The organism is Methylobacterium fujisawaense (assembly GCF_039619325.1).
Lineage (GTDB): Bacteria > Pseudomonadota > Alphaproteobacteria > Rhizobiales > Beijerinckiaceae > Methylobacterium > Methylobacterium fujisawaense.
The window spans coordinates 3,570,001-3,591,912 of the sequence record NZ_CP155000.1; the positions used below are offsets into that span (position 1 = coordinate 3,570,001).

Annotated in this window: 21 protein-coding genes and 1 pseudogene; 10 read left to right on the plus strand and 12 right to left on the minus strand. The window is 72.0% G+C overall.

Translation table 11 applies throughout. The features are described 5' to 3' along the window. Positions 1-336 precede the first annotated feature (336 nt). The 4 genes from ABC766_RS16960 (at position 337) to metB (ending at position 4,729) form a co-directional block, all read left to right on the plus strand. Positions 337-2,061: a putative bifunctional diguanylate cyclase/phosphodiesterase gene (locus tag ABC766_RS16960; RefSeq protein WP_345819103.1), complete on the plus strand. Its 1,725-nt coding sequence runs from the start codon at positions 337-339 to the stop codon at positions 2,059-2,061. A 27-nt stretch (positions 2,062-2,088) separates the two neighbouring features. Further along, the gene (locus tag ABC766_RS16965; RefSeq protein WP_342141942.1) at positions 2,089-3,084 is read left to right on the plus strand and encodes a BLUF domain-containing protein; all 996 of its coding nucleotides are present in this window, start codon (positions 2,089-2,091) and stop codon (positions 3,082-3,084) included. A gap of 91 nt (positions 3,085-3,175) precedes the next feature. Next, the gene (locus ABC766_RS16970; RefSeq protein ID WP_342141941.1) at positions 3,176-3,355 is read left to right on the plus strand and encodes a hypothetical protein; all 180 of its coding nucleotides are present in this window, start codon (positions 3,176-3,178) and stop codon (positions 3,353-3,355) included. A gap of 213 nt (positions 3,356-3,568) precedes the next feature. After that, the gene (metB, locus tag ABC766_RS16975) at positions 3,569-4,729 is read left to right on the plus strand and encodes a cystathionine gamma-synthase (protein WP_342141940.1); all 1,161 of its coding nucleotides are present in this window, start codon (positions 3,569-3,571) and stop codon (positions 4,727-4,729) included. A gap of 9 nt (positions 4,730-4,738) precedes the next feature. On the opposite strand, the gene ABC766_RS16980 is transcribed toward metB, so the two are convergent. Both ABC766_RS16980 and ABC766_RS16985 read right to left on the minus strand, forming a co-directional pair. Then, the gene (locus tag ABC766_RS16980; RefSeq protein ID WP_179697460.1) at positions 4,739-5,494 is read right to left on the minus strand and encodes a hypothetical protein; all 756 of its coding nucleotides are present in this window, start codon (positions 5,492-5,494) and stop codon (positions 4,739-4,741) included. Positions 5,495-5,647: 153 nt separating this feature from the next. Next, positions 5,648-7,777: pseudogene (locus ABC766_RS16985) on the minus strand (TonB-dependent receptor). Positions 7,778-8,289: 512 nt separating this feature from the next. On the opposite strand from ABC766_RS16985, the gene ABC766_RS16990 reads away from it, so the two are divergent. From ABC766_RS16990 to ABC766_RS17000, 3 genes are all read left to right on the plus strand, one after another. Then, positions 8,290-9,270 carry a hydroxyacid dehydrogenase gene (locus tag ABC766_RS16990; protein WP_342141937.1) on the plus strand — a complete coding sequence of 327 codons (981 nt, stop codon included), beginning with the start codon at positions 8,290-8,292 and terminating at the stop codon, positions 9,268-9,270. A 218-nt stretch (positions 9,271-9,488) separates the two neighbouring features. Then, positions 9,489-11,834, plus strand: a complete 2,346-nt coding sequence (locus ABC766_RS16995) for an Orn/Lys/Arg decarboxylase N-terminal domain-containing protein (RefSeq protein ID WP_345819104.1) — start codon at positions 9,489-9,491, stop codon at positions 11,832-11,834. Further along, positions 11,834-12,412 carry a GNAT family N-acetyltransferase gene (locus ABC766_RS17000; protein ID WP_043348725.1) on the plus strand — a complete coding sequence of 193 codons (579 nt, stop codon included), beginning with the start codon at positions 11,834-11,836 and terminating at the stop codon, positions 12,410-12,412. Before ABC766_RS16995 ends, ABC766_RS17000 begins: the two co-directional genes overlap by 1 nt. A gap of 167 nt (positions 12,413-12,579) precedes the next feature. Here the strand turns inward: ABC766_RS17000 and ABC766_RS17005 are convergent, their stop codons facing one another. Genes ABC766_RS17005 through ABC766_RS17015 form a run of 3 tightly spaced genes read right to left on the minus strand, consistent with a single transcriptional unit; the run spans position 12,580 to position 14,415 of the window. Continuing rightward, positions 12,580-13,176 (minus strand): YceI family protein, encoded by a 597-nt coding sequence (locus ABC766_RS17005; protein ID WP_345819105.1) that lies wholly within the window; start codon positions 13,174-13,176, stop codon positions 12,580-12,582. Next, positions 13,173-13,778: a cytochrome b gene (locus ABC766_RS17010; RefSeq protein ID WP_345819106.1), complete on the minus strand. Its 606-nt coding sequence runs from the start codon at positions 13,776-13,778 to the stop codon at positions 13,173-13,175. The genes ABC766_RS17005 and ABC766_RS17010 overlap by 4 nt, the downstream gene beginning before the upstream one ends. A 16-nt stretch (positions 13,779-13,794) precedes the next feature. Beyond that, on the minus strand, positions 13,795-14,415 hold the full coding sequence (locus tag ABC766_RS17015; protein ID WP_043759663.1) for a YceI family protein: 621 nt from the start codon (positions 14,413-14,415) through the stop codon (positions 13,795-13,797). 101 nt (positions 14,416-14,516) lie between these two features. Between ABC766_RS17015 and ABC766_RS17020 the strand changes: the two genes are divergently transcribed. Next, a complete protein-coding gene (locus ABC766_RS17020; protein WP_043348741.1) occupies positions 14,517-15,473 on the plus strand; it encodes a LysR family transcriptional regulator in 957 nt (318 codons plus the stop codon). Positions 15,474-15,741: 268 nt separating this feature from the next. Here ABC766_RS17020 and ABC766_RS17025 read toward each other — a convergent pair whose 3' ends face one another. The 3 genes from ABC766_RS17025 to ABC766_RS17035 all read right to left on the minus strand — a co-directional run bounded on the left by ABC766_RS17025 (position 15,742) and on the right by ABC766_RS17035 (position 17,882). Then, a complete protein-coding gene (locus tag ABC766_RS17025; RefSeq protein ID WP_345819107.1) occupies positions 15,742-16,281 on the minus strand; it encodes a hypothetical protein in 540 nt (179 codons plus the stop codon). Positions 16,282-16,603: 322 nt separating this feature from the next. Beyond that, complete coding sequence (locus ABC766_RS17030) at positions 16,604-16,810, minus strand: hypothetical protein (RefSeq protein WP_043348747.1); 207 nt, start codon at positions 16,808-16,810, stop codon at positions 16,604-16,606. Between the two features lie 271 nt (positions 16,811-17,081). Further along, the gene (locus ABC766_RS17035) at positions 17,082-17,882 is read right to left on the minus strand and encodes a hypothetical protein (protein WP_179697455.1); all 801 of its coding nucleotides are present in this window, start codon (positions 17,880-17,882) and stop codon (positions 17,082-17,084) included. 156 nt (positions 17,883-18,038) lie between these two features. Here ABC766_RS17035 and ABC766_RS17040 point away from each other — a divergent pair, with 156 nt between their 5' ends. Further along, positions 18,039-18,290 carry a hypothetical protein gene (locus ABC766_RS17040; protein WP_043348754.1) on the plus strand — a complete coding sequence of 84 codons (252 nt, stop codon included), beginning with the start codon at positions 18,039-18,041 and terminating at the stop codon, positions 18,288-18,290. Positions 18,291-18,299: 9 nt separating this feature from the next. Here ABC766_RS17040 and ABC766_RS17045 read toward each other — a convergent pair whose 3' ends face one another. The 3 genes from ABC766_RS17045 to ABC766_RS17055 all read right to left on the minus strand — a co-directional run bounded on the left by ABC766_RS17045 (position 18,300) and on the right by ABC766_RS17055 (position 20,475). Next, positions 18,300-18,755 (minus strand): SRPBCC domain-containing protein, encoded by a 456-nt coding sequence (locus ABC766_RS17045; protein ID WP_043348757.1) that lies wholly within the window; start codon positions 18,753-18,755, stop codon positions 18,300-18,302. Between the two features lie 86 nt (positions 18,756-18,841). Next, the gene (locus ABC766_RS17050; RefSeq protein WP_043348759.1) at positions 18,842-19,141 is read right to left on the minus strand and encodes a hypothetical protein; all 300 of its coding nucleotides are present in this window, start codon (positions 19,139-19,141) and stop codon (positions 18,842-18,844) included. Positions 19,142-19,188: 47 nt separating this feature from the next. Next, on the minus strand, positions 19,189-20,475 hold the full coding sequence (locus ABC766_RS17055) for a Zn-dependent hydrolase (protein WP_179697454.1): 1,287 nt from the start codon (positions 20,473-20,475) through the stop codon (positions 19,189-19,191). Positions 20,476-20,908: 433 nt separating this feature from the next. On the opposite strand from ABC766_RS17055, the gene ABC766_RS17060 reads away from it, so the two are divergent. Further along, a complete protein-coding gene (locus tag ABC766_RS17060) occupies positions 20,909-21,463 on the plus strand; it encodes a PAS domain-containing protein (protein ID WP_053611299.1) in 555 nt (184 codons plus the stop codon). 13 nt (positions 21,464-21,476) lie between these two features. Here the strand turns inward: ABC766_RS17060 and ABC766_RS17065 are convergent, their stop codons facing one another. After that, complete coding sequence (locus ABC766_RS17065) at positions 21,477-21,911, minus strand: GlcG/HbpS family heme-binding protein (RefSeq protein ID WP_043355601.1); 435 nt, start codon at positions 21,909-21,911, stop codon at positions 21,477-21,479. Position 21,912: the final 1 nt, after the last annotated feature.

Consider the following 21,912-nt stretch of genomic DNA (forward strand, 5'->3'; position numbering starts at 1 on the left):
TCCTCCGCGGACCGGCGGTTTCGCAAGCGTCCTGTCCGGGTGCCCGAAGCGATCCCCCTCGCGCGGCCGACAGGCCGGGCGCTCCGGCCGGGAACCTGCGGATCGCCGCGATCGCCGACGCCCGCCCCCGCCTGCGGCTCCCTGAAGAGCACCCGGCTCATGGCTTGAGCGCAGCGGACCGGGCGGCGGCGAGCGGCATGATCGCATTCGCAGTCTTAAACGCAGATCAGGCCCGCGATCTTCTGGTGCTTAAAGATGGAATTAGCATCTTCGCATCTAAGGAATTCCTGTTTCCAGCCGCAGCTTGCCCGGCGGCTCACTCCGAGGCCCCTTGGCATGCGCGCGGATCCCCAGCCTGCCGACCTGTCGCGCCGGGAGGCGGCGCGTCCGCCCCTGCCGGAGCGGGGCGTCGGGCGCGATCCCCTGCTCCCCTTTCTCGACGCGGTCCGGCAGGGTCTGCTGATGATCGACCCCACCGGGACGGTCATCGCGGCGAACGCCCCGGCCCGGCAGCTCCTGGCCGGCCTCAATGTCGCGCTGCGGGTGCAGGCTTCGGCGATCCCGTTGCTGCGGGCCCTGCGGGCCGGGACCGCCCCGCCGCGGGGCGCCCTGCTGCGCAGCCTCCGCCGCGCGCTGGCCCGGCGGCAGCCGGTCGTGTTCGAGTTGCGGCACCGGGACCACACGGTCCAGGTGGAACTCCATCCCCTCGCGACGGGCGGCTGGGTCGTCTCGCTGGAGGATGTTAGCACCCGGAAGGCCACGGAAGCCCGGGCCGACGCGATGGCGCGGCGCGATCCCCTCACCGGTCTGCCGAACCGCCTGCTCCTGCGCGAGCGTCTCGCCGAGGCGCTCGCGCGTCTCGCGCGCACGGGCGAGTGCTGCGCCTTGCTGCTGATCGACCTCGATCGGTTCAAGCCGGTCAACGACACGCTCGGTCATCCGATCGGCGACGCGCTGCTGGAGACGGTCGCCGACCGCCTGCGCTCGACGGTGCGGCCCACCGACACGGTGGCGCGGATCGGCGGCGACGAGTTCGTTATCCTCCAGGCCGGGATCCGCGACGCGGCGGGCACGCAGGCCCTCGCCCGCCGCGTCGTCGACCTGATCGGCCGGACCTACATGGTGGAGGGCCATCTCCTGACGATCGGCGCCAGCGTCGGCGTGGCGCTCGCCCCCGAGGACGGGACCGACGCCGACCGGCTCCTGAAGAACGCCGACCTCGCCCTCTACCGGGCCAAGCTCGACGGCCGCGGCACCTACCGGTTCTTCGAGCCGGAGATGGATGCGCGCATGCAGGCGCGCCGCAAGCTCGAACTCGACCTGCGGCAGGCGCTCGCCCGGCGGGAATTCCAGTTGCACTTCCAGCCGCAATTGCAGCTCGCGAGCGGCACGCTGATCGGCTGCGAGGCCCTGATCCGGTGGCGCCATCCCGAACGCGGGCTGGTCTCGCCCCTCGACTTCATCCCGCTCGCCGAGGAGATCGGCCTCATCGTCCCGATCGGCGAGTGGGTCGTTCGCCAGGCCTGCCGCGACGCCATGACCTGGCCGGAGCACATGTCGGTGGCGGTCAACGTCTCGCCGGCGCAGTTCAAGAGCGACCGGCTGGTGGAGACGATCATCTCGGCCCTGGCCGGCTCGGGGCTGCCCGCCCGGCGGCTGGAGGTGGAGATCACCGAGGGCGTTCTGCTGCAGGAGAACGACAGGACGCTCCAGACCCTGCACCGGCTGCGGGAACTCGGCGTGCGCGTCTCCATGGACGATTTCGGCACCGGCTACTCGTCGCTGAGCTACCTGCGCTCGTTCCCCTTCGACAAGATCAAGATCGACCGTTCCTTCGTGAAGGATCTGACCAGCAAGCCCGACGGGGAGGCGATCATCCGGGCGATCGCCGGCCTGGGCAAGAGCCTGGGCATGACCACCGTCGCCGAGGGCGTCGAGACGGCCGAGCAGATGCAGCGCATCCGCCTGGAGGGCTGCACCGACGTGCAGGGCTACCTCATCAGCAAGCCCGTACCCGCCGAGGACCTGCGCCAGGTCTTCGCCGGCTTTCCGCAGACCTGATCACTCTCCCCTTCGGGACGCCTTGCCATGAGCGACCTCTACCGTCTCGTCTATGCCAGCAAAAACCTGCTGCAGGGCTCGGAGCCGGAGGTGATGGCCGCGGTCCGCCAGATCCTGGACGCGTCCCAGCGGAACAACGCGGCCCTCGCGGTAACCGGCGCCCTGATGTTCAACGCGGGCGCCTTCGCGCAGGTGCTCGAAGGTCCGCGTCGGGGGGTCGAGACGACCTTCGAGCGGATCCAGCGCGACCTGCGGCACGACGACGTCACGGTCCTGCAATGCGGCCCGGCGGAGAGCCGCGCCTTCGCCAACTGGTCGATGGCGTTCGTGGGCCAGTCGTCCAGCGGGCAGGCCCGCTTCAGCAGCCTCTCGGCCGAGAGCGGCTTCGACCTCGCGCGCCTCGACGGCGACCGGGTCTTCGCCATGCTGCACGGGCTCGTTCTCGAGGAAGAGGGATTCCCGGTCGTGGGGGCCAATCCCGTGGCGACAGCCTTCTTGGAGGCTGCCCCCGTGGAGGCTGCCCCCGTGCAGGCCGCTCCCTTGGAGAGCGCCCCCGTGGAGAGGGCGCCGTTGGCGGCCGGGCCCGAGCCGCGGGCGGCTGCCGGGCTCGACGTCGCGCAGGTGCGGGCCGAGATCGCGCGGCTGCGTCCGGAGCCCGCATCCCAGGCCCCGGCGCCGGCTCCTGCCGGGTCGGATCGGGCGCCGCGGGCCGCACCGGTCCTGCGTCGCCCCGCCGGGACGCGCGGCGCGGCCGAAGCCGCCCTCAGCGTGCTCAAGGCGGCCCTGGCGAGCGAGCGGCAGCGTACGACCGACCTGCGGGCGGAGATCGACGGCCTGCGCGTCGCACTGGCCGCCTCCGCGGACCGGCTTGAGGTCCTGCGCGACGAACGGGACTTGTGGGCCGGACGGGCCGGCCTCCTGGCCCGCGCCCTGGCGCAGGAGGCCGAGGGCGTGCGGGCCGCCGCACCGGCCGTGGCGGACGAGACGCCACCGGCGGCGGTGCGCGACACCCGCACCGCCTGACTCCACCGCGGCGGGCGGGCGAAAGGGTGTCATCGTGGCCGATCTCGAAGGACCCGATGACGCGGCCGCACGACCTCCGGAGCCCCCGGGCATGACCGGTGGCGTCCTGGGCCTGCGCCTGTCCGCCATCGACAGGACCACCCTGTTCGACGCGTTCACCCCGCAGCGCGCACAAGGCCTGCGGCACTGGCACGCGGTCGTCATGCTCGGCCAAGGCGGCGAACCGACCGCCGGGGCGACACAGTCCTGCGCTACGGACTGTCCACCGTGATGCTCGGCTATCGGGCGGCGGCCCTGCTGCGCGCGCGGATCCGACGGGATAGGTCTTCGCCGGCATGGCGCCGTGGCCGTGGCGTCGCCGGGCGCTGACGGTCCCAGCATGAACGCGGGATCGTTCTCTTGAAAGTCTGATACGTTCTGCATAAAGAACGCCCGTTCGCTCCGGTTGGACGGTGCGGACGATCTCTGCGTGGAGGACGAGGCGATGTCAGAGGGATTTGCGGCCCGTACCGTTGCGGCGGCCAACGGCGTGGCCCAGGACGCGGCCTTCGGCGCGGTGATCGCGCCGATCCACCTGTCGACGACCTTCAAGTTCCCGGCCTTCGAGCAGGCCGGACCCTATGACTACTCGCGTCTCGGCAACCCCACGCGGGACGCCCTCGCCGACACGATCGCCAAGCTCGAGGGCGGCGCCCGCGCCGTCATGGTGGCGAGCGGCATGGCGGCCCTCGATCTCGCGCTGTCGAGCCTGCGGCCGGGCGATCTCCTGGTCGCACCGCACGATTGTTACGGCGGGACTCACCGGCTGTTGAGCTTCCGCGCCGCCCGCGGGCATTACCGCGTGGCCTTCGTCGACCAGACCGATCCGGACGCGCGGGCGGCGGCCCTGGCCGAGGGGCCGAAGGTCGTGCTGATCGAAACGCCCAGCAACCCACTGATGCGCGTGGTGGATATCCGACGCATCACCGCGGGCGCGAAGGCGGCCGGCGCGCTGGCCGTGGTGGACAACACCTTCCTGTCGCCCGCCCTGCAGCAGCCGATCGCCCTCGGGGCGGATCTGGTCGTCCATTCCACCACCAAGTTCCTGAACGGCCATTCCGACGTCATCGGCGGGGTCGTGGTCGCCGCCGACAAGGCCGTTGGGGATGAACTCGCCGCCTGGGCGAACACGATCGGGGTCACGGGCTCGCCCCTCGACGCTTATCTGACACTCCGGGGCCTGCGCACCCTGTTCGTGCGGGTGGAGCAGCAGCAGCGCAACGCCGCCGTCCTGGCGGCCTTCCTGGAGACGCATCCGGCGGTGGCCCGCGTGCATTACCCGGGTCTGCCCACCGATCCGGGACATGCCCTGGCGAAGACGCAGCAGGCGGGCTTCGGCGCCATGCTGAGCTTCGAGCTCGCCGGGGGCCGTGCGGCGGTGAAGACCTTCGTGGAGGCCCTGCGGGTGTTCACGCTGGCCGAATCCCTGGGCGGCGTCGAGAGCCTGATCGCCCATCCGCCGACCATGACGCATGCGGCCATGGACCCGGAAGCGCGCGCCATCGCGGGCATCACCGACGGGCTGCTGCGTCTCTCCGTCGGCCTGGAGGCGGAAGCCGACCTGCTGGCCGACCTGTCGCGGGCCTTCGAGGCCCTGGACGGCTGAGCCGGCCGGTCACTCCTCCTCGACCACGCTGAACCCGGACTCGTCCTCGACCACCCGGAAACGGGCGCGCTGCACGGTCCGGGAGCGCTCGGCCGCCTCGTCGCGGCACTTGTCGACATGGGCGGCGCGGTTGACCACCTGCAGGTTCGGCGCCCCCCAATAGCCGAGCAGCACCGGCCAGGGCGCGTCGCGGTGTTCCCGCCAGACCCGGTAGAGCGGCAGGGTGTGATCGACCTCGGCCGTCTTCAGCAGGCGTTTGCCGGTGGTGGTGCAGCGATGCCGCTGGCGGAGCTTCAGCGCCCGGACCTGGGCATGCGGCGCGATCCAGAACTTCCAGGCCGCGACACAGGCCGCGTGCCAGCCGGCATTGGTGTTGGGGGCGCCGCGCGCCCAGAGATCCCGGTGCCAGCCGAACCGGTAGACCGGCTGACCGCAAATGCAGCAGACGCCCCGGCCGCGGGCGAAGGCCGGATCGCGGTAGGGCGCCGGCGGCATGCGGAAGCTTCCGGCCCGGCCCTCGGCCCCGAGCTGCCAGGTCCAGCCCTCGGGCGTCCCGGAGCGGGCCGCCAGCGCCCGGGCCAGCCGGTCGGCGCGGAGGATATGGTTGCGCCAGTAGCTCTCGACTGCGAGCCGCGGCGTCGGCGGGATCAGCGGGCGCGCCAAGGCGTGCTGGAGGACCGGTGCCGGGAAGATGGCCGGCAGGGCTTTCTCCAGTCGCGCCCGGGCCTGCTCGTTGCGGAGGGTGCGCCAGCTCGATGTGGTCATGGTGGACCGGTGGTAACCCGGCCGGCGCCGCGCCGCGACGGCGCCGCTGCAACAGCGGGCGGCCCCCGCACGCCCGACCTTCAGGGTTAAGAAAATGTTTCCCGTGAAACATCGCGCGGCCCGTCAGAAGCAGCATGGCCGCTCCGGTCCGGCTCAGAGATCCACCGCCATCGACAGCAGGTAGGTGCGCGGCGCGCCCTGAAAGAAGGTGCCGAACTACGCGACTCCGGTCCAGTACCGCGCGTCGGTTACGTTGAGGACGCTGGCCCGGAAGGTCGTCGGCCGCTCGGCGACGAGGGTCGTGTAGCGCAGGCCAAGGTCGAGGCGGGCCCAGGCCGGCAGGGCCTGGGTGTTCGCGAGGTCGACGAACTGCCGCCCGGTGGAGATGACGGCGCCGTTGAGCGTCAGGCCGGGCAACCCGGGCAGGTCCCACTCGGCGCCCAGGCTCGCCTGGGCCTCCGGCACGCCGATCGGCCGGTGCCCGCGATTGGCGGCGAGCGCCGTCCGGACGAGGCGTCCGTCCAGCAGGGTCACGCCGCCGACCACGCGCACCTGCGGCGTGATCTCGCCAAACAGGCTCAGCTCGAGGCCGCCGACGCGCTGCTCGCCGGTCGCCGCGAAGCGCCCCTGCGGGCCGAGTTCGCCCGCGGGCTTCGTGATCCGGAAGGCGCCAAGCGTGGCGCCGAACCGGCCGAGATCGAGCTTCACACCCGCCTCGACCTGTCGGGCCACGTAGGGAGCGAGGATCGTGCCGGAATTGGTCGCCACCGCCGGAGCCACGTCGCCGCGGCTCAGGCCCTCGATGTAGTTGCCGTAGAGCGAGACCGAGTCCCAGGGCCGCACCACGAGACCGACCATCGGGGTCGTGGCGCTCTTGTCGTACGACGAGGCCAGCGTGCCGACATTCGACAGGTAATTGTGCGCCTCCACGCGCTGGCGGCGCACACCCAGGGTCAGCAGGACGCGCTCGTCGAGGGCCGACAGCGTGTCGGCCACCGCGATCCCCGACAGGGTGCTGTCGGACAGGCGGGGCCGGCCGATGCCGTAGATCGGCGCGATGTACGGGACGAGGGCCGGCACGTAGAGGTTCGACAGGTAAGCGCCCCGGCCGGGCGAGAACCGCCGTCCCGTCGCCTCGTCGTACACGGAGCCCTGAAGCGTGAGGGCGTGGCGGATGAATCCGGTCTCGAACCGGGCCCGGACGCCGGCGTCGTAGGTGAGCCGGTCGACGCCGAGGGCGTAGAATTGCGGCGTGCTGGTCGTGTCGCCGCGGCCGTTGAGGATCGTCGGCGCCGATTGGAAGTACCGCTCCACTCCGGTCTGCCCGCCGCCGACATCCGCGAACAGCGTGACCTGATCGGTCAGGTCGTACTCGGTGCGCAGCAGGCCGCCGCGATCGTCGACGTCCGAGTATTCCCAGGGCTGGGTCAGGTTCAGGCGACCGTCGGGCGCCCGCGGTACGGGCACGCCGGCCCGCAGGAGGAACGGGCGCAGCGGCGCGTTGAAGCGGTCCGTCTGCGCCAGCAGGTAGAGCCACGCGCGGAACCGGTCACCCTGGTAGTCGAGGGCCAGGGCCGCGACGCCGGTCGTCTCGGTCTGGCGGTCGAAGGGCGTGGCGCCGCCGTGCAGGCTGCCGACGACGCGGGCGCCCCATTCCCGTCCCGGCCCCCAGCGGCGGGCGACGTCGACCTGGCTGCCGCCCCAGGCGGTCGAGCCGTAATCCAGGGTGACGCGGGTCAGGTCCGCGCCGGCGCGCTTCGGGACGATATTGACCACGCCGCCGACCGCGCCGTTCGGCGACACCCCCGTGAGGGCGGCGGACGGCCCCTTCAGGACCTCGATGCGCTCCACGTAGTCGGTGAAGATGCGGAAGCTCGGGGCAATGCCGTAGAGCCCGTCGAAGGCGACCTCGCCGCTGGTGTTCTCGTTGGACGGGAAGCCCCGGATAGAGAAGGAGTCGAACGGCGCCCCCGTGGTCTGGGTGGCGCGCACCGACGGGTCGAGGACCAGGGTCTCGGACACCGTCCGCGCCTGCCGGTCCCGGATGAGCGTGTCGGTGTAGCTGGCGATGCTGAAGGGCGCCTCCTGGATCTCGGTATCGCCCAGCAGGCCGAGGCGACCGCCCCGCGCCACCTGACCGCCGGCATAGGCCGGCACCGGTCCGCGCGGCGCGGCCGCGCTCGCGACCGAGATCTCGTCGAGCTGGACCTCCCGGCCGGCCCCGGCCTCCTCCGCGCGGGCCGCGTGCAGCCCGGAACCGACGAAGCCCAGCAGGACAGCCATCGGGAGAACCGGCCGGGCCGCGCGCCGCCGGCGCCGGTTCCGCGCGGAAACCGGCACCGAGAAATCTTGAGACCGCATTGTCGTGACGAAAGCTCCGAATCACGGAGCAAGGCAGCAAATATCTCTACGTGTGTCAAAAATACATTTGGATTAATTATAATTATATTCAGCGCGCGCAGGGTCGATCTACGTGATCGATATTGAGTGCGTTCTATACTGGCTTCCATTGCCGAACGACATCATTATCAGTGCCTCACTCATCATCGCACGGTCGAGCAGGCGATTTCGCGGAAGGCCGGGCCGGAGCTCGGCTGAGGCGCGCGGCCGGGATCGTCGGGCCGGGCGGGGCGTGCGGGGCCCGACACGGCCGCGATCGGGTGTGGATCGCGCGCGTCCGATCGGGTTGCCGCGGCGGAGACCGGGGCGCCCGGTTGCCAGGGTTGCCCACCCCGCCTAGACGGGCCCGGCGCGAAACGTGCCTGTCACCCCTCCTCTAGTGCAGAGGTTTTCCCGTGATCACCGGTCCGTGCCTCATCGTCCAGCCGATCCACGCGGCGGGCCTCGACCGGCTGCGGGCGGCCGGGCTGGAGCCGCGTCCGGCGAGCGGCACCGATCCCGAGACCCTGGCCCGCGAGGCCGCCGACTGCGTCGCCGTCATCACCCGCAACACCGGCTTCCCGGCCCGCGCCATCGCGGCGGCCCCGGCCCTGCGGGTGATCGGCGTGCACGGCACCGGCACCGACCACGTCGCCACCGCCGAGGCGACCGAGGCCGGGATCGTGGTGGTCAACACGCCCGGCGCCAACGCCGTCTCGGTGGCCGAGCAGACGCTGGCGCTGATCTTCGCCCTGGCCAAGGCCCTGCCGGAGGCCGACCGCTCGGTCCGGCGCGGGGACGACAGCTTCAAGTTCACCGCCCGCCTGATCGAGCTGGCCGGCCTGACGCTGGGCCTCGTCGGCTTCGGGGCGATCGGGCAGGCGACGGCCCGGCTCGGCACGGCCCTCGGCCTGCGGGTGCTGGCCTACGGCCCGAGCCGGCCGGACGCCGACTTCGCCAATGCCGGCGCCCTGCGGGCTCCTTCGGTGGACGCGCTCCTCGCGGAGGCCGACATCGTCTCCCTGCACGTGCCCCTGACCCCGGCCACCCGCGGCCTGATCGGCCGGGACCAGCTCGCCCGGATGAAGCGGGACGCCTTCCTGATCAACACCAGCCGCGGTGGTCTGATCGACGAGGCGGCCCTGGTGGAGGCGCTGGAATCCGGCACGATCGCGGGCGCCGGGCTCGACGTCTTCGCCCAGGAGCCCCTGCCGGCCGACCACCCCCTCGCCCGTCAGGCGCGGGCGATCCTGACGCCCCATGTCGGCGGTTCCACCGGGTCGGCCCTGATCCGCACCGCCGAAACCGCCGCCGGCCGCGTGGTCGACGTGCTGGCAGGCCGGCGGCCGGGCGGACTGGTCAATCCGGATGTCTGGGCGCGGCGGCGCGCCCTGTGATACCCTGAGACGGGTTGCTGCCGCGGGCCGCGCGACCGATCTCCGACCGGCACCTCAGGACGAGGGCGCGGATGGGAAGGCCGCGGTCCAACGGCTCCGACCGCGCCCGGATCACGCCCTTTCGTCCGCACCACGACCGCCCGCCGCGCACGTTGTCATGCAATCGTCGCAGACGGGCCGGAAAGCCACGCGCTGCATCCGAGGCCAGAGAGGGCTCCATGGACTTCCACCGTCGCTTCACGGTCCTGATGTGCGCCCCCGCCTTCGATCCGGACGATCTCGAAGGCGCGCGCGTCAATCAGATCGTGGCAGCCGTGGAGCAGCGCGGCTTCGAGGTGGTGCGCGCCCGGCGGGTCGAGGACGCGGCCATCGCCGTGCAGACCGACGCCGCGGTGGGCTGTCTCGTGGTCGATTGGGGCAAGCGCGGCCTCGACGGCAAGGCCGCCGCCCTCATCGACATGATGCGCAAGCGCGGCCTGGAGATGCCGATCGTCATCATGGTCCGCCGCAAGCGGCTGGAGCACATCCCGGTCGAACTGCTCGATTTCATCGACGGCTACATCTTCCTGGCGGAGGAGACGCCGGAATTCATCGCCCGCGGCCTCGTCAGCCGGGTCACGCAATACGCCCAGACCCTCAAGACGCCGTTCTTCGGCGCGCTCGTCGACTACGCCGAGAAGGGCAACCAGCTCTGGACCTGCCCGGGCCACAACGGCGGCATCTTCTACAACCGGTCGCCGATCGGCCGGATCTTCGTGGAGCACCTGGGGGAAGCGATCTTCCGCGACGACCTCGACAACTCGGTCCTCGACCTCGGCGACCTGCTGACCCACGAGGGCCCGGCGCTGAAGGCCCAGAAGGAGGCCGCGAAGATCTTCGGGGCCGAGAAGACCTACTTCGTCCTCAACGGCACCTCGGCCTCCAACAAGATCGTCCTGTCCTCGCTGATCGCGGAGGACGACCTCGTCCTGTTCGACCGCAACAACCACAAGGCGGCGCATCACGGCGCCCTGTTCCTGGGCGGCGGCATCCCGATCTTTCTGGAAACGGACCGGAACGCCTACGGCCTGATCGGCCCCATGTATCATGAGGCCCTCGACGAGACCCGGATCCGGGAGAAGATCCGCCGGAACCCGCTGGTGACCGATCCCGAGGCGTGGCGCCGGGAGCGGCCGTTCCGCGTCGCGGTGATCGAGCAGTGCACCTACGACGGCACGATCTACGACGCCCAGGAGATCCTGGAGAAGATCGGCCACCTCTGCGACTACATCCTGTTCGACGAGGCCTGGGCGGGCTTCATGAAGTTCCACCCGCTCTACGCCCGCCGCTTCGCCATGGGGCTGACCGGCCTCGACGAGACCTCGCCCGGCATCGTCGCCACGCAATCGACCCACAAGCAGCTCGCGAGCTTCTCCCAGGCCTCGCAGATCCACACCCGCGACGGGCATATCCGCGGCCAGACCCGGCGGGTCGAGCACAAGCGGCTCAACGAGAGCTTCCTCGTCCACGCCTCCACGTCGCCCTTCTACCCGCTCTTCGCCTCGCTCGACGTCGGCGCCCAGATGATGAAGGGCCGCTCCGGCATGATCCTGTGGGACGACACGATCCGGCTCGGGATCGAGTGGCGCAAGAAGGTCCGGGCGATCCGGCGGGAGTTCGAGGAGCGCGAGGGCGATCCGGCCCGGCGCTGGTTCTTCGACCCCTTCGTGCCGGACGTGACGGTGAATGCCGACGGGGCCGAGGTGCCGTGGGAGAGCGTGCCGACCGACGAGCTCGCCGCCACGCCGCGCCACTGGGAGCTGAAGCCGGGCGCCCGCTGGCACGGCTTCACCCACGTGGCGCCGGGCTATGCGATCACCGACCCGAACAAGCTCACCGTGCTCACCCCCGGCTTCGACCGGCACACGGGGGCCTACGCCCAGCACGGCGTGCCGGCGCCGATCGTGGCGCAATACCTGCGTGAGAACCGGATCGTCGCCGAGAAGAACGACCTGAACTCGCTGCTCTTCCTGCTGACCCCGGGGGTCGAATCCTCCAAGGCCGGCACGCTGATCTCGGGCCTCGTCGCCTTCAAGCGGCTCCACGACGACAACGTCCCGCTGGAGGAGGCCATGCCGGAATTCGTCAACCGCCGGCCGAACCGCTACCGCGGTGTGCGCCTGCGCGACCTCTGCGCCGAATTCCACGCCTTCCACCGGGAGGCCGGCACCTCCACGCTCCAGCGGCGCCAGTTCGCCCCGGAGCACCTGCCCGAGATGGTGATGCCGCCCAAGAAGGCCGCCCAGCTGCTGACCCGCAACAAGGTCGATTACGTGCCGATCGCCGAGGCCGAGGGGCGGATCGCCACCACGCTGATGCTGGTCTATCCCCCGGGCATCGGCACGGTGCTGCCGGGCGAGCGCCTGGACGACCGGGCCAAGCCCATGCTCGACTATTTCAAGATGTTCGAGGCCTCCGCCAACCTGTTCCCGGGCTTCGAGGCCGAGATCCAGGGTGTCTACCGCGAGGTCGATCCGGACGGGCGGATCCGCTTCCACACCTACGTGGCACGCGAGGGGGCCTGATGGAGATCGAGGTCGAGACGCCCGGCCTGGTCCCGGCCCGCACCTGCCCCGACATCGTCATCCGCGCCTCCTCGGATGCGGATGTCGAGGCGATGGTGGCGATCTACGAGCACCACATCAGCAGGGGCGTGAGCGATGTCGGCGTCGCCGAGGAGGACCGTCTGCTTCCCGACGACCTGAAGCGGCGGCGCAAGACCATGCGCAAGAAGCGCCTGCCCCACCTCGTGGCCGACCGGGACGGCGCGGTGGCGGGCTACGCCTACGCGGTGCCGTTCCGGAAACGCCCGGCCTACCGCTACACGCTGAAGCACTCGATCTACGTGCATCCCGACCACCTGCATGCCGGGATCGGCCGCCGGCTGCTGCCGGCCCTGATCGAAGCCTGCGCGGCCGGCGGCTACCGCCAGATGATCGGCTACATCGACGCCGAGAACGCGGCGTCCCTGCGGCTCCACGAGGCCTGCGGGTTCGAGCGGGTCGGCTACCTGCGGGCGGTGGGCTTCAAGTACGGCCACTGGTCGGACAGCGTCATGGTCCAGCGGGCGCTGGGCACCGGGTCGGAGGACCGGCCGGGGTAGCGGGCCGGGACGGGGCGGCGTCCGACGCCCGGCCGCCGTCATTGCGAGCGCAGCGAAGCGATCCAGGAGCGCCACACTTACGGAGGGCGCGCTACCCTGGGTCGCTTCGCTGCGCTCGCGATGACGGAGCGCGTGACACCCGCCGAAGGATTCGACCGGGGCCGGGATCAGTGGCCGGAGGCCGGCTGCGCCGTCGCGACGATGTCGACCTCGACGCCGACATCGAGCGCCACCCATTGGCCCGAGGCCCAGGCCCCCTGCCCGACGCCGAACTCGGTGCGGACGAGGCCGACGCGCCCCACGGCATGCGCCGCGCCGCCGTCGAAGGTCAGGTGGAACGGCAGCGTCACCGGCCGGCTCGTGCCGCGGATCGTCAGCGTCCCCACCGCCGCGTAGTCGCCCTGCCCCTTGTCGACGAAGCGGGTCGCCTCGAAGCGCGCCTCGCTCGACGCCTTGTCGTCGAACCAGTCCTTCTGCGGCAGGGCCTCGTCGCGCTGGACGTCCCCGGTCCGCGCGCTGGCGAGGTCGACCAGCACGAGCGCGTGCCCCGCCTCGGGCTTGGCGGGGTCGAAATCCACGCTGGCCGTGAACCGCTCGAACCGCCCGGTGAACGGGACGCCGACCTGCACGCCCGAGAACCGGATCGCGCTCCGGGCCGGATCCACCGCCCACTCGGCGGCGGCGGCCGGCAGGGCCCCGCCCAGGAACGCGCACAAGAACGCGCCCTGCAGCGCCGCGAGCAGGCAGAGGTGACGCGCGTTCATCGGGTGGGCTCCACGATCGGGGCGGTCGACGGCCGGCGCCCCGGCAGCATGCGGCGCAGCACGTTGTCGCGCAGGAGGAAATGGTGGCGCAGGGCGGCCGCCACGTGGACGGCGAGGAGCGCCGCCAGGAACCACGCCCCCAGGGCATGGACCTGCTTGAGGAGGCCCTCGGCGGCGGCGGGGTCGGGGACGTGGGCCGCCAGCGGCAGGTGCGGCCAGGGGACGAGGCCGTAGAGCACCGTCGGGATGTTGAACGGCGACAGCGAGACCACGGCCCAGCCGGTCAGGGGCAGCCCGACGAGGAGCAGATAGAGCAGGTGATGCGCCGCCGCGGCCGCCCGCCGCTCCCGCGCCGGCATCCCGGCCGGGTGCGGTGGCGGCCGGTGGGTCAGGCGCCAGAGGAGGCGCAGGACCGTCAGCGCCAGCACCGTGACGCCGACCGACTTGTGCCACTGGTAGAGCTGGAACTGGCGCAGCGGCGCCAGGGCCGCGTGCGTCATGGTCAGCCCGAGGCCGATCAGGACGAGCACGGAGAGCGCGCTCGCCCAGTGCAGCAGGATCGCCACGGCGGAGTACCGCCGCGCGGAAACCCCGTTCGCCATGGCCGATCCCCCGGTGTCAGTCCTGCTTCTCGAAGGCGCCCGCGATGGTGAGGTGCAGCTCGTCGCCGATCAGCGGCACGTAGGTCTTCACCCCGAACTCCGAGCGCTTGAGCGTGCCGGTGGCCTCGAAGCCGACCGTATACTTCTTGCTCAGCGGGTTCACGCCGGCGCCGACCAGGGTGACGTCCAGCGTCACCGGCTTGGTCACGCCGTGGAGCGTCAGGTCGCCCGTCACCTTCGCGTGGTCCTTGCCGGCCGGCGTGACCTTGGTGGACACGAAGGTCATGTCGGGGAACTTGGCGGCGTCGAGCCACTGGTCGCCCTTGAGCTCGTCGGTGAGCTTGGCGCTGGTGGTCGTCACCGAGGCGACCGGGATCTTCACCGAGAGCTTGGCCGCCGCCGGGTTCTTCGGCTGCAGCTCCAGCGTGCCGGACACGTCCGAGAAGCCGCCGGCATAGTTCGAGAAGCCCATATGGGACACGCGCCAGCCGACCTGGGTGTGGCCGGGATCGACCGCGTAGGTGCCGGCCTGGATCTGCGCCGGATCGCGGGTCGGCGGGGTCTGGGCCAGCGCCGAGGTGGCGACCGGGGTGGCGACCAGCAGGGCCAGCAGGCCGGAGGCGAGAATCGACTTCAAGGGTGTCTCCTGCAGAGCAGACGGTCGAGCGCGATTCGCTGCGCCGCAGCAGCCCTGTAGACCCGTTCACGGCACCGGTTGAGCCTGCTATCCGGAACCCCATGGTTGCGAGAACGGAAACCTTCCGGGGCGGACTCGAGGATGTTCGGGCCTTCTGCGCCGTCGTCGACCTCGGCACGGTGACGGCCGCGGCCGCGAGCCTGCAGGAGACCAAGGGCAGCGTCAGCCGACGGATCTCCCGCCTGGAACAGGCGCTGGGCGCCCGGCTGATGGCGCGCACCTCACGGGCGGTCTCGCCGACGGCCGAGGGGCTGGCCTTCTACGCCAAGGCGCAGGAGAGCCTGACCCTCCTCGACGAGGCGGCCGAGACCGCCCGCGACGCCCGCACGGTGCCGACCGGGCATCTGCGGATCACGACCTCGATCGATTTCGGGATCGAGGTGATGCCCGAGATCGTCGCGAGCTTCCGGACCGCCTACCCGCAGATCACCGTGGAGATGCTGAACACCGACGCGCGCCTCGACCTCGCGGCCAACCGGATCGACCTCGCCCTGCGTCTCGGCGGCGCGGAGGAGACCGGCTACCGCGCGATGGTCCTCGCGACCCTGGCTCTGGGCCTCTACGCCGCCCCCGCCTATCTGCTGCGCCGCCCGGCCCCGACGGACCTCGCGGGCCTGCGCGACCACGACCTGATCCTCGCCCGGGAGCGGATCGGCACGGCGGGACTGGTGCTGACCGACGGGCAGGGCCGTACCGAGCCGCTGGCCTTGAGCCCGGCCATCCGGGTCAGCGACTTCGCCACCGCGCACCGGCTGACCCTGGCGGGCGCCGGGATCGGCCATCTCCCGAGCCTCGTCGCCGCCCGCGCCGTGGAGGCGGGGGAGATCCTGCGGGTGCTCAGCCCCTGGGCGACCCGCGGCGCGCACCTGCGCGCCGTCACCCTCGCGGGGCGCGAATTGCCCGCCCGCGTCCAGGTCTTCCGCGAGCATGTCCGCAGCGCCCTGGCGGCGCGCGACTGCCCCGGCGCCACCCTGGACGGCGACGACCCAAACAGATGACGCCCTCTCTTGCGCCGGAGATGACAGGGGCTGCGATCGGAATGGGCATCGCCCGGGCGACCGCCTAAGCCGAGCGACCCACCGCCACCCGGTTCGTTCTGCCGTCGGCGGGCCGGTCCATCACGACCGACTTATATCTGCGCCGTGGCGACAGCATCGCCCTGCGCACCGGCGATGCGCACCTGCCCCGGGACCAGCCGGCGGATCTCGCCACCCTGTGCGCGACGCACCCTTCCGCCGCGTCGGAGTCGGGACATCGCGGTGCGGCTCAGCCGTCGCGACCGAGCCCGAGACCGCGGATGATGTCGCCGATCGGATCGATCTTCGGGGACGGGGCGGCCACCGGGGCCGTCTGGGGGGCCGCGACGACGACGGCGGGCCGATCGGATTGCGCGGTGCGCTCGAGTGCGGCGTGGCGAAGCCGGGCAGTCCGGCGCGACCCACGCTCCGCCCCCTTCGGCCGATGCGTCGCCACGGCCTTCCGCAGCGGTTCGGCCGGACGTGCCATCTCGGCCGGAAGCGGCGCGGTCGGCATCGCCGTGGAGGGAACCGCGGCGGCGATCCGCGGCGTCGGGCCAGCTGCCAGCGCCCCGGTGGTCTCCGGTGCGGATGCGTGGGCCGGGGGATTCACCCAGGCGGCCGGCGCGACCGGTGCCGCAGCCGTCACGACCGGGCGTGCAGGGCGTGTCTGCACCTCGTAATTGCCCGGATGCAGAATATGCGCGGCTGCCACCAGCCCGAATACGGCAACGGCAGTGGTACCGAGGGTGGAGCGGTAGTGTTCCATGGCGGAAAAACGTACCGCCAAGCTCCCGGTTCCGCGCCAACGAACCGTGCGTCGGCGCAAACAAAAAAGGCCACTCCCGAAGGAGCGGCCCGAAGTCTAGGGAGGAAACGCCCAAGAAGGGCAGCGGGATCGCGACGCCATCGCCATCCCGCAATGCAAAGATAGGATACCGCAGTGCGGCATGCAACGGATCGGACGCCGGGGAGATATGCATATGCTCCCCTGTCGGGCCGCTCAGCCATGCGCCTGAAGCATATCATCGCGCGGGATCGCGGACGGACCGCGCGACGCGCAGGGCGCCCTGCACGCGGATCTGGCGGTGGCGGGTGGACGAGAACGGGATCTAGGCCCCCCCAGACCGACCATCCTGGCCGATGAGCCGCTCGATCTCCGCCTCCGCGACGGCGCGTGCCGCGTGCTCGGAGGTGTACGGGCGGAACGACCCCCGGACCAGCTTGCCGCGGTCGCGGATCGCCCAGGTGAAGCGGCCGGGATCATGCCGGCTCGGCCTGACCTCGACCGTGTAGAGATGCCCGCCCGTCGCACCCATGCTGGGAATGTGCGGAAGCGTCCCGCATCGGGACAGGGGGTGCGACCCTGGGCGTCAGCCCCGGTCGCGAGAGCCGTTCTCCCCGCGTTGCTATGGCGCGCTCCGGACCAGGGCCGGCCGTCCGACCCGCCCCCGTCCGCCTGAGGGGCCGGAGCGCGGGCCCCTCAGGCGGAGAGGGGTGGATCGGAACGCCGCAGAGGCCGCATCGTCGGTCCCGTCACTCCGCGGTCGGGAATCACAGAACCAGGCTGCACCCCGTGCGGGAACGGCCCTAGCGCGCCGGCCGCCGCCGGCCCTGGGCCGGTCCGCGCGGTCCGGCGCCGCCCGCCGGCCGGCCCTCGCTCCGGCCCTCACCCCGAGCGTCGCCCCGAGCCTCGTCCCGAGCCTCGGCCTGCCCCTCGGTCCGGGTCCCGAGCCAGACAACGTGCTTCGGGCCGCTGCCCCGGCCGCTCGCGTGGACGCGCTGCTCGTCGACCGCGAAGCCGGAGCGCTGCAGGCGGCTCTTGAACTTCCGGTCCGGGGCGCCCGACCAGACGCCCAGGATGCCGCCCGGCCGCAGGGCCCAGCGGGCGCGCTTCAGGCCCCAATTGTCGTAGAGCCGGTCGTTCGCCTTGCGCATCAGCCCCTCCGGGCCGTTGTCGACGTCGAGCAGGATCGCGTCGTAGCGCGCCGGGCCGGCCTGGATCAGGCGGTTGACGTCGGCCTCCTGCAGGTCGACCCGCGGATCGTCCAGGCAGCCGGCGAAGACGTGGGCGAGCGGCCCCCGGGCCCAGGCGACCACGGCGGGCACCAGTTCGGCCACCACCACCTGCGCCTCCGGCCCGAGGCCTTCGAGCGCCGCCCGCAGGGTGAAGCCCATGCCGAGGCCGCCGATCAGGATCCGGGCCCGGGGCCGGTCCTGGAGCCGCGCGCAGGTCATCGCGGCGAGCGCCACCTCGGAACCGCTGCGCCGGTTGTTCATGAGCTCGATCGTGTCGGCCATGATGGCGAATTCGTCTCCGCGCCGCATCAGGCGCAGGTCGGTGCCGCCCCCGGGCACGGATCCGGTATCGAGATGAACCCAGGGTATCACGCACACGTCCTCGGCTTGCCGGCGCCCGTCCCGTACGGGCGGCGGAGGGATCGCGGCAGGAGCAAGGCGGCGCCCGGACCCGGCAGTGCGCGTCGCGCAACCCCCTGCCCGGCGACGCACCTTGCCGCGACCGATTCCGGCGGCGTATCAGCACCTATGGCCAAACGCATCAAGTCGAGACCTCAGGAGCGGGGCTCCGTTCTGTTCGATATCGTCTTCACGGACGGTTCACGGGCCTCGAACCGGCGTGTGCCGGCCGAGATCCTCGGCGGCCTGGACGGCGACGAGCCGGCCCGGCAGCTCATCGCCGAGCAGGAGGAAGAGATCGCCCGCAAGGCCGGACGGCCGGGCCGCGCGATCGAGAGCCTGACGCGCTCGCCCGTCGTCAAGCCGAAGCCGGTCGTCTGACCGGAGCGGTCAGGCGCTCTCGGCCAGCCGGCGCAGGACCTCGTCGCGCAGGGCCTCGTTCATCGCCGCGAACCGGGCCTGCAGGCGCGTCCGCAGCCACGGGACCAGGGCGGGGGCGAGCAGGCCTGCGACGGCCACCGCCTGGACGAGGCGGACCCCGTCGGCGGTCTCGAGGATCCGGACCTCGTGCTCGCCGACGAGCAGGGGCGGCATCGTGAGGCCGCCGCGCCACGCGAGGCGCCGGCCGGGCTCCCAGCCGGTCACCGTCACCTGGCGCGTCCGGTAGGCGCGGCCGTTCAGGGTCCGCTCCAGGCGCCAGCGCGCGCCCTCGCGCAGGCGGCCCGCCGCCTTGCGGATATACGGGTTCCACGCCGGGTAGGAATCCAGATCCGTCAGCACGGACCAGACCAGTCCGGCCCGCGCGGGGATCGCGATCTCCGTGCTGCTGATCCGAACGCCCGTCATGCCTTCCCTCCCGCCGCCCTCCCGCCGGCGCCCGTTCGCCCCGGCCGCTCCCGCTCTCCGAGACCGCGCGCCGCCCGCCCGGCGGTTCAGACCGCGCCCTCGACCACTTCCAGCGCCCGCAGGATGGCGAACCCGATCCGCTCGGCCTCGGTCTCCGCGTCGGCGGGGAGCAGCGCCACGGTCTCGACCCCCCGCTCGTCCTCCGGACCGACCACGACCCGGATCACGTCGCCCTCGACCGCCGACGGGTCCCGGATCAGGCCGACCCGATGGCCGGCCCCCGTGCCGAAGACGCGCAGGGGCGCCTGGGCGGGATCGGGCTCCGGTTCCGGCGCGGGGGTGCGGGGGACGCCGAAGGCGGGGCGGATGACGTTGTCGTCGGACATGCGGAACCCAGTCTCCGTTCGTACGCGGGTGCCGGTGCGGGCGGGGCTCAGGCCGGCCCGGTCCGGGGGGCGGCGAGACCCGCCGTCGCGAGCACCGCGTCGGCCAGCACCTCCAGGCCGGCCCCGGCCCAGGCCGGCGTGATGCTCTCGGCCTCGTTGTGGCTGATCCCGCCGTGGCAGGGGCAGAACACCAGGGCCGCCGGCACCGCACGGGCGCAGTAGACGGCGTCGTGGTAGATCGCGGTCGGCATCCGCGTCCAGGCATGGCCCCGCGCCTCCGCCGCCGCCTGGACGCGATCCACCAGAACCGGATCGAACGGGGTCGGGGGCGCCCGCCAGAACTCCGAGACCTGGATCGTGACGCCGCGCCCGGCCGCCAGCGCGTCGGCCCGGGCGCGGATCCGCGTCCCCATCGCCTCCAGCTGCGCGGTGTCGCCGTGGCGGGTGTCGAGGCTGAACCAGACCCGGCCGGGCGTGATGTTGCGGCTCGCCGGCTCCGCCTTCAGCACGCCGACGGTGGCGCGGCCGCGCTCGCCCCCCTCGCCGACCGCCGTCTCGGCGATGTCCTCCAGCGAGGCGATCAGCGCCGCCGCGGCCATCATCGCGTCCCGCCGGCCCGCCATGGGGCTGCCGGCATGGGCCTCCTCGCCCAGCACGGTGATCTCGTACCAGATCTGGGCGAGCGCCCGGTCGACCACCCCGATGGTGAGGCCGGCCTCCTCCAAGCGCTTGCCCTGCTCGATGTGGAGCTCGAAATAGGCGCCGATCTCCCGCAGGGCGGCCGGATCCGCCGTGCCCTGCCAGCCGATGCGCCGCAGCGCGTCGCCGAAGACGTGGCCCGCGAGGTCCCGGGTCGCCAGGATGTCGGCCTCCGGGACGATGCCCATGGCGACGCCGCTGCCGCTCATCGGCGGGGCGAAGCGGGCGCCCTCCTCGTTGCACCAGTTGATCAGCAGGAGCGGCGCCTCGGTCTCGATCCCGGCCTCGTGCAGGGCGCGCATGATCTCGAGCCCGGCCAGCACGCCGAGGGGTCCGTCGAACTTGCCCCCGGTGGGCTGGGTGTCGAGATGGCTGCCGATGGCCACGGGCTTGCGGCTCGGATCGCGCCCGGGGCGGCGGAAGATCATGGTGCCGACCCGGTCCACGGTGAGCGTCAGCCCCGCCGCCTCGCCCCAGCGTTGGAACAGGGCGCGTCCCTCGGCGTCACGGTCGGTCAGGGCCTGCCGGTCGTTGCCGCCGTTGGGGAGCGCGCCGATCCGGGCGAGGTCCATCAGGCTGTCCCAGAGCCGGACCTGCGAGAGCGGGAGGTTGATGCGGTCCACCGTGCGCTCCATGGTGCCTCTGCCGAATGCCGACCGGACGGTGCAGGTTACGGCGCACCGGCAACCCGCACCAGGGTCGGGCGACGCGCGTTCCGGCGGCCGGGCAGCGGCCGTCCCGGAGCCCGGGGCGGAGTGCGGAATTCTCTCCGATCGCGCGGTCTACCCATCATTTGTGATCGAACTTTCTCTGCCGCAGCGATGTGGATCCGGTCTTTGTGCCGTGATGGGACGACCGAGACCTGTCGAGGAACGCCGAGATTCGCCCTGCGCCGCATCGATGTCTTCCTCGGCCGCAATGCGACCCGAAACTCGGCGGCCGCGACGCCGCGTGTGAAGCTGTCGACCGGGACGATACTGGACATCCGGCTTGCCGCGCGCATGTGGCGCGGATCAATCTGTCCATCATCGTACAATCATCGATACTAGCCAGTTCGGAGAGGATTCCATGATGCTGGCTTCTACGGCAGCCTCTGCCCTGCAGGCCGCCGGACTGATCGGACTCTGGGATACGGACGTCCGGGCCGGCCGGTCGGTGCTCGATACGGGCGCGGCGTCCCTTCTGGCGGGGGACCCGCGGCTCGCCGGGACGCCGCTGCCGCTGGACGCCGCCCTCGGCCGCATCCACCCGGCGGACCGGGACTGGGTGTTCGGCCGGATCCACCATGTCCGTCGGACCGGGGGCCCGGTTTCGCTGGAGTTCCGCATCCTGACCGGGGCGGGCGAGACCCGCTGGATCCTCAACCGCGGCTGCCTGACGCCCGACGCGGACGGCGCGCTGCGGGGGCGCGGCGCCTATATCGACGTGACGGATCTCCATCCGCCGTCGGTGCGGGCCGCGGAGGGCAGCGGCGCCGCGCAGGGGGCCGACCTGAACGTCGCGGCCGACCACGGCATCGCGGTCCACGCGGCGCTGGAGCGCCACGGGGACCCTTATCTGAAGACGGTCTCGGAGATGCTGCTCCTCGGGATCGGCCGTGCGCTGGCGCGGCGCGAGCCCTGAGGAATCCGCAGGCTCAGGTGCGCCAGGGATGGGCCGGCAATTCGGTCTGGCCAATGGCCTTGGCGCCGGCTTCCGCGACGGTGTGGTCGTTCTCCACCGTCGAGCCGCTGACCCCGATGGCGCCCGACATCACGCCGTCGGCGTCGACGATCGGGATCCCGCCCGGGAAGGTGATCAGCCCGTCGTTGGAGTGCTCGATCCCGTAAAGCGGACCACCCGGCTGGGACAGCTGGCCGATCTGGCCGGTCATCATGCCGAAGAACACCGACGTCTTGGCCTTCTTCTGGGCGATGTCGATAGACCCGACCCAGGCATCGTCCATGCGGTGGAACGCCTTGAGGTTGCCGCCGGAATCCACCACGGCGATGCACATCTGGGTGCCGAGCTCGACGGCCTTCGCCCGCGCGGCCGCGATCGCCGTCTCGGCCTGCTCGATCGTCACGTGCATG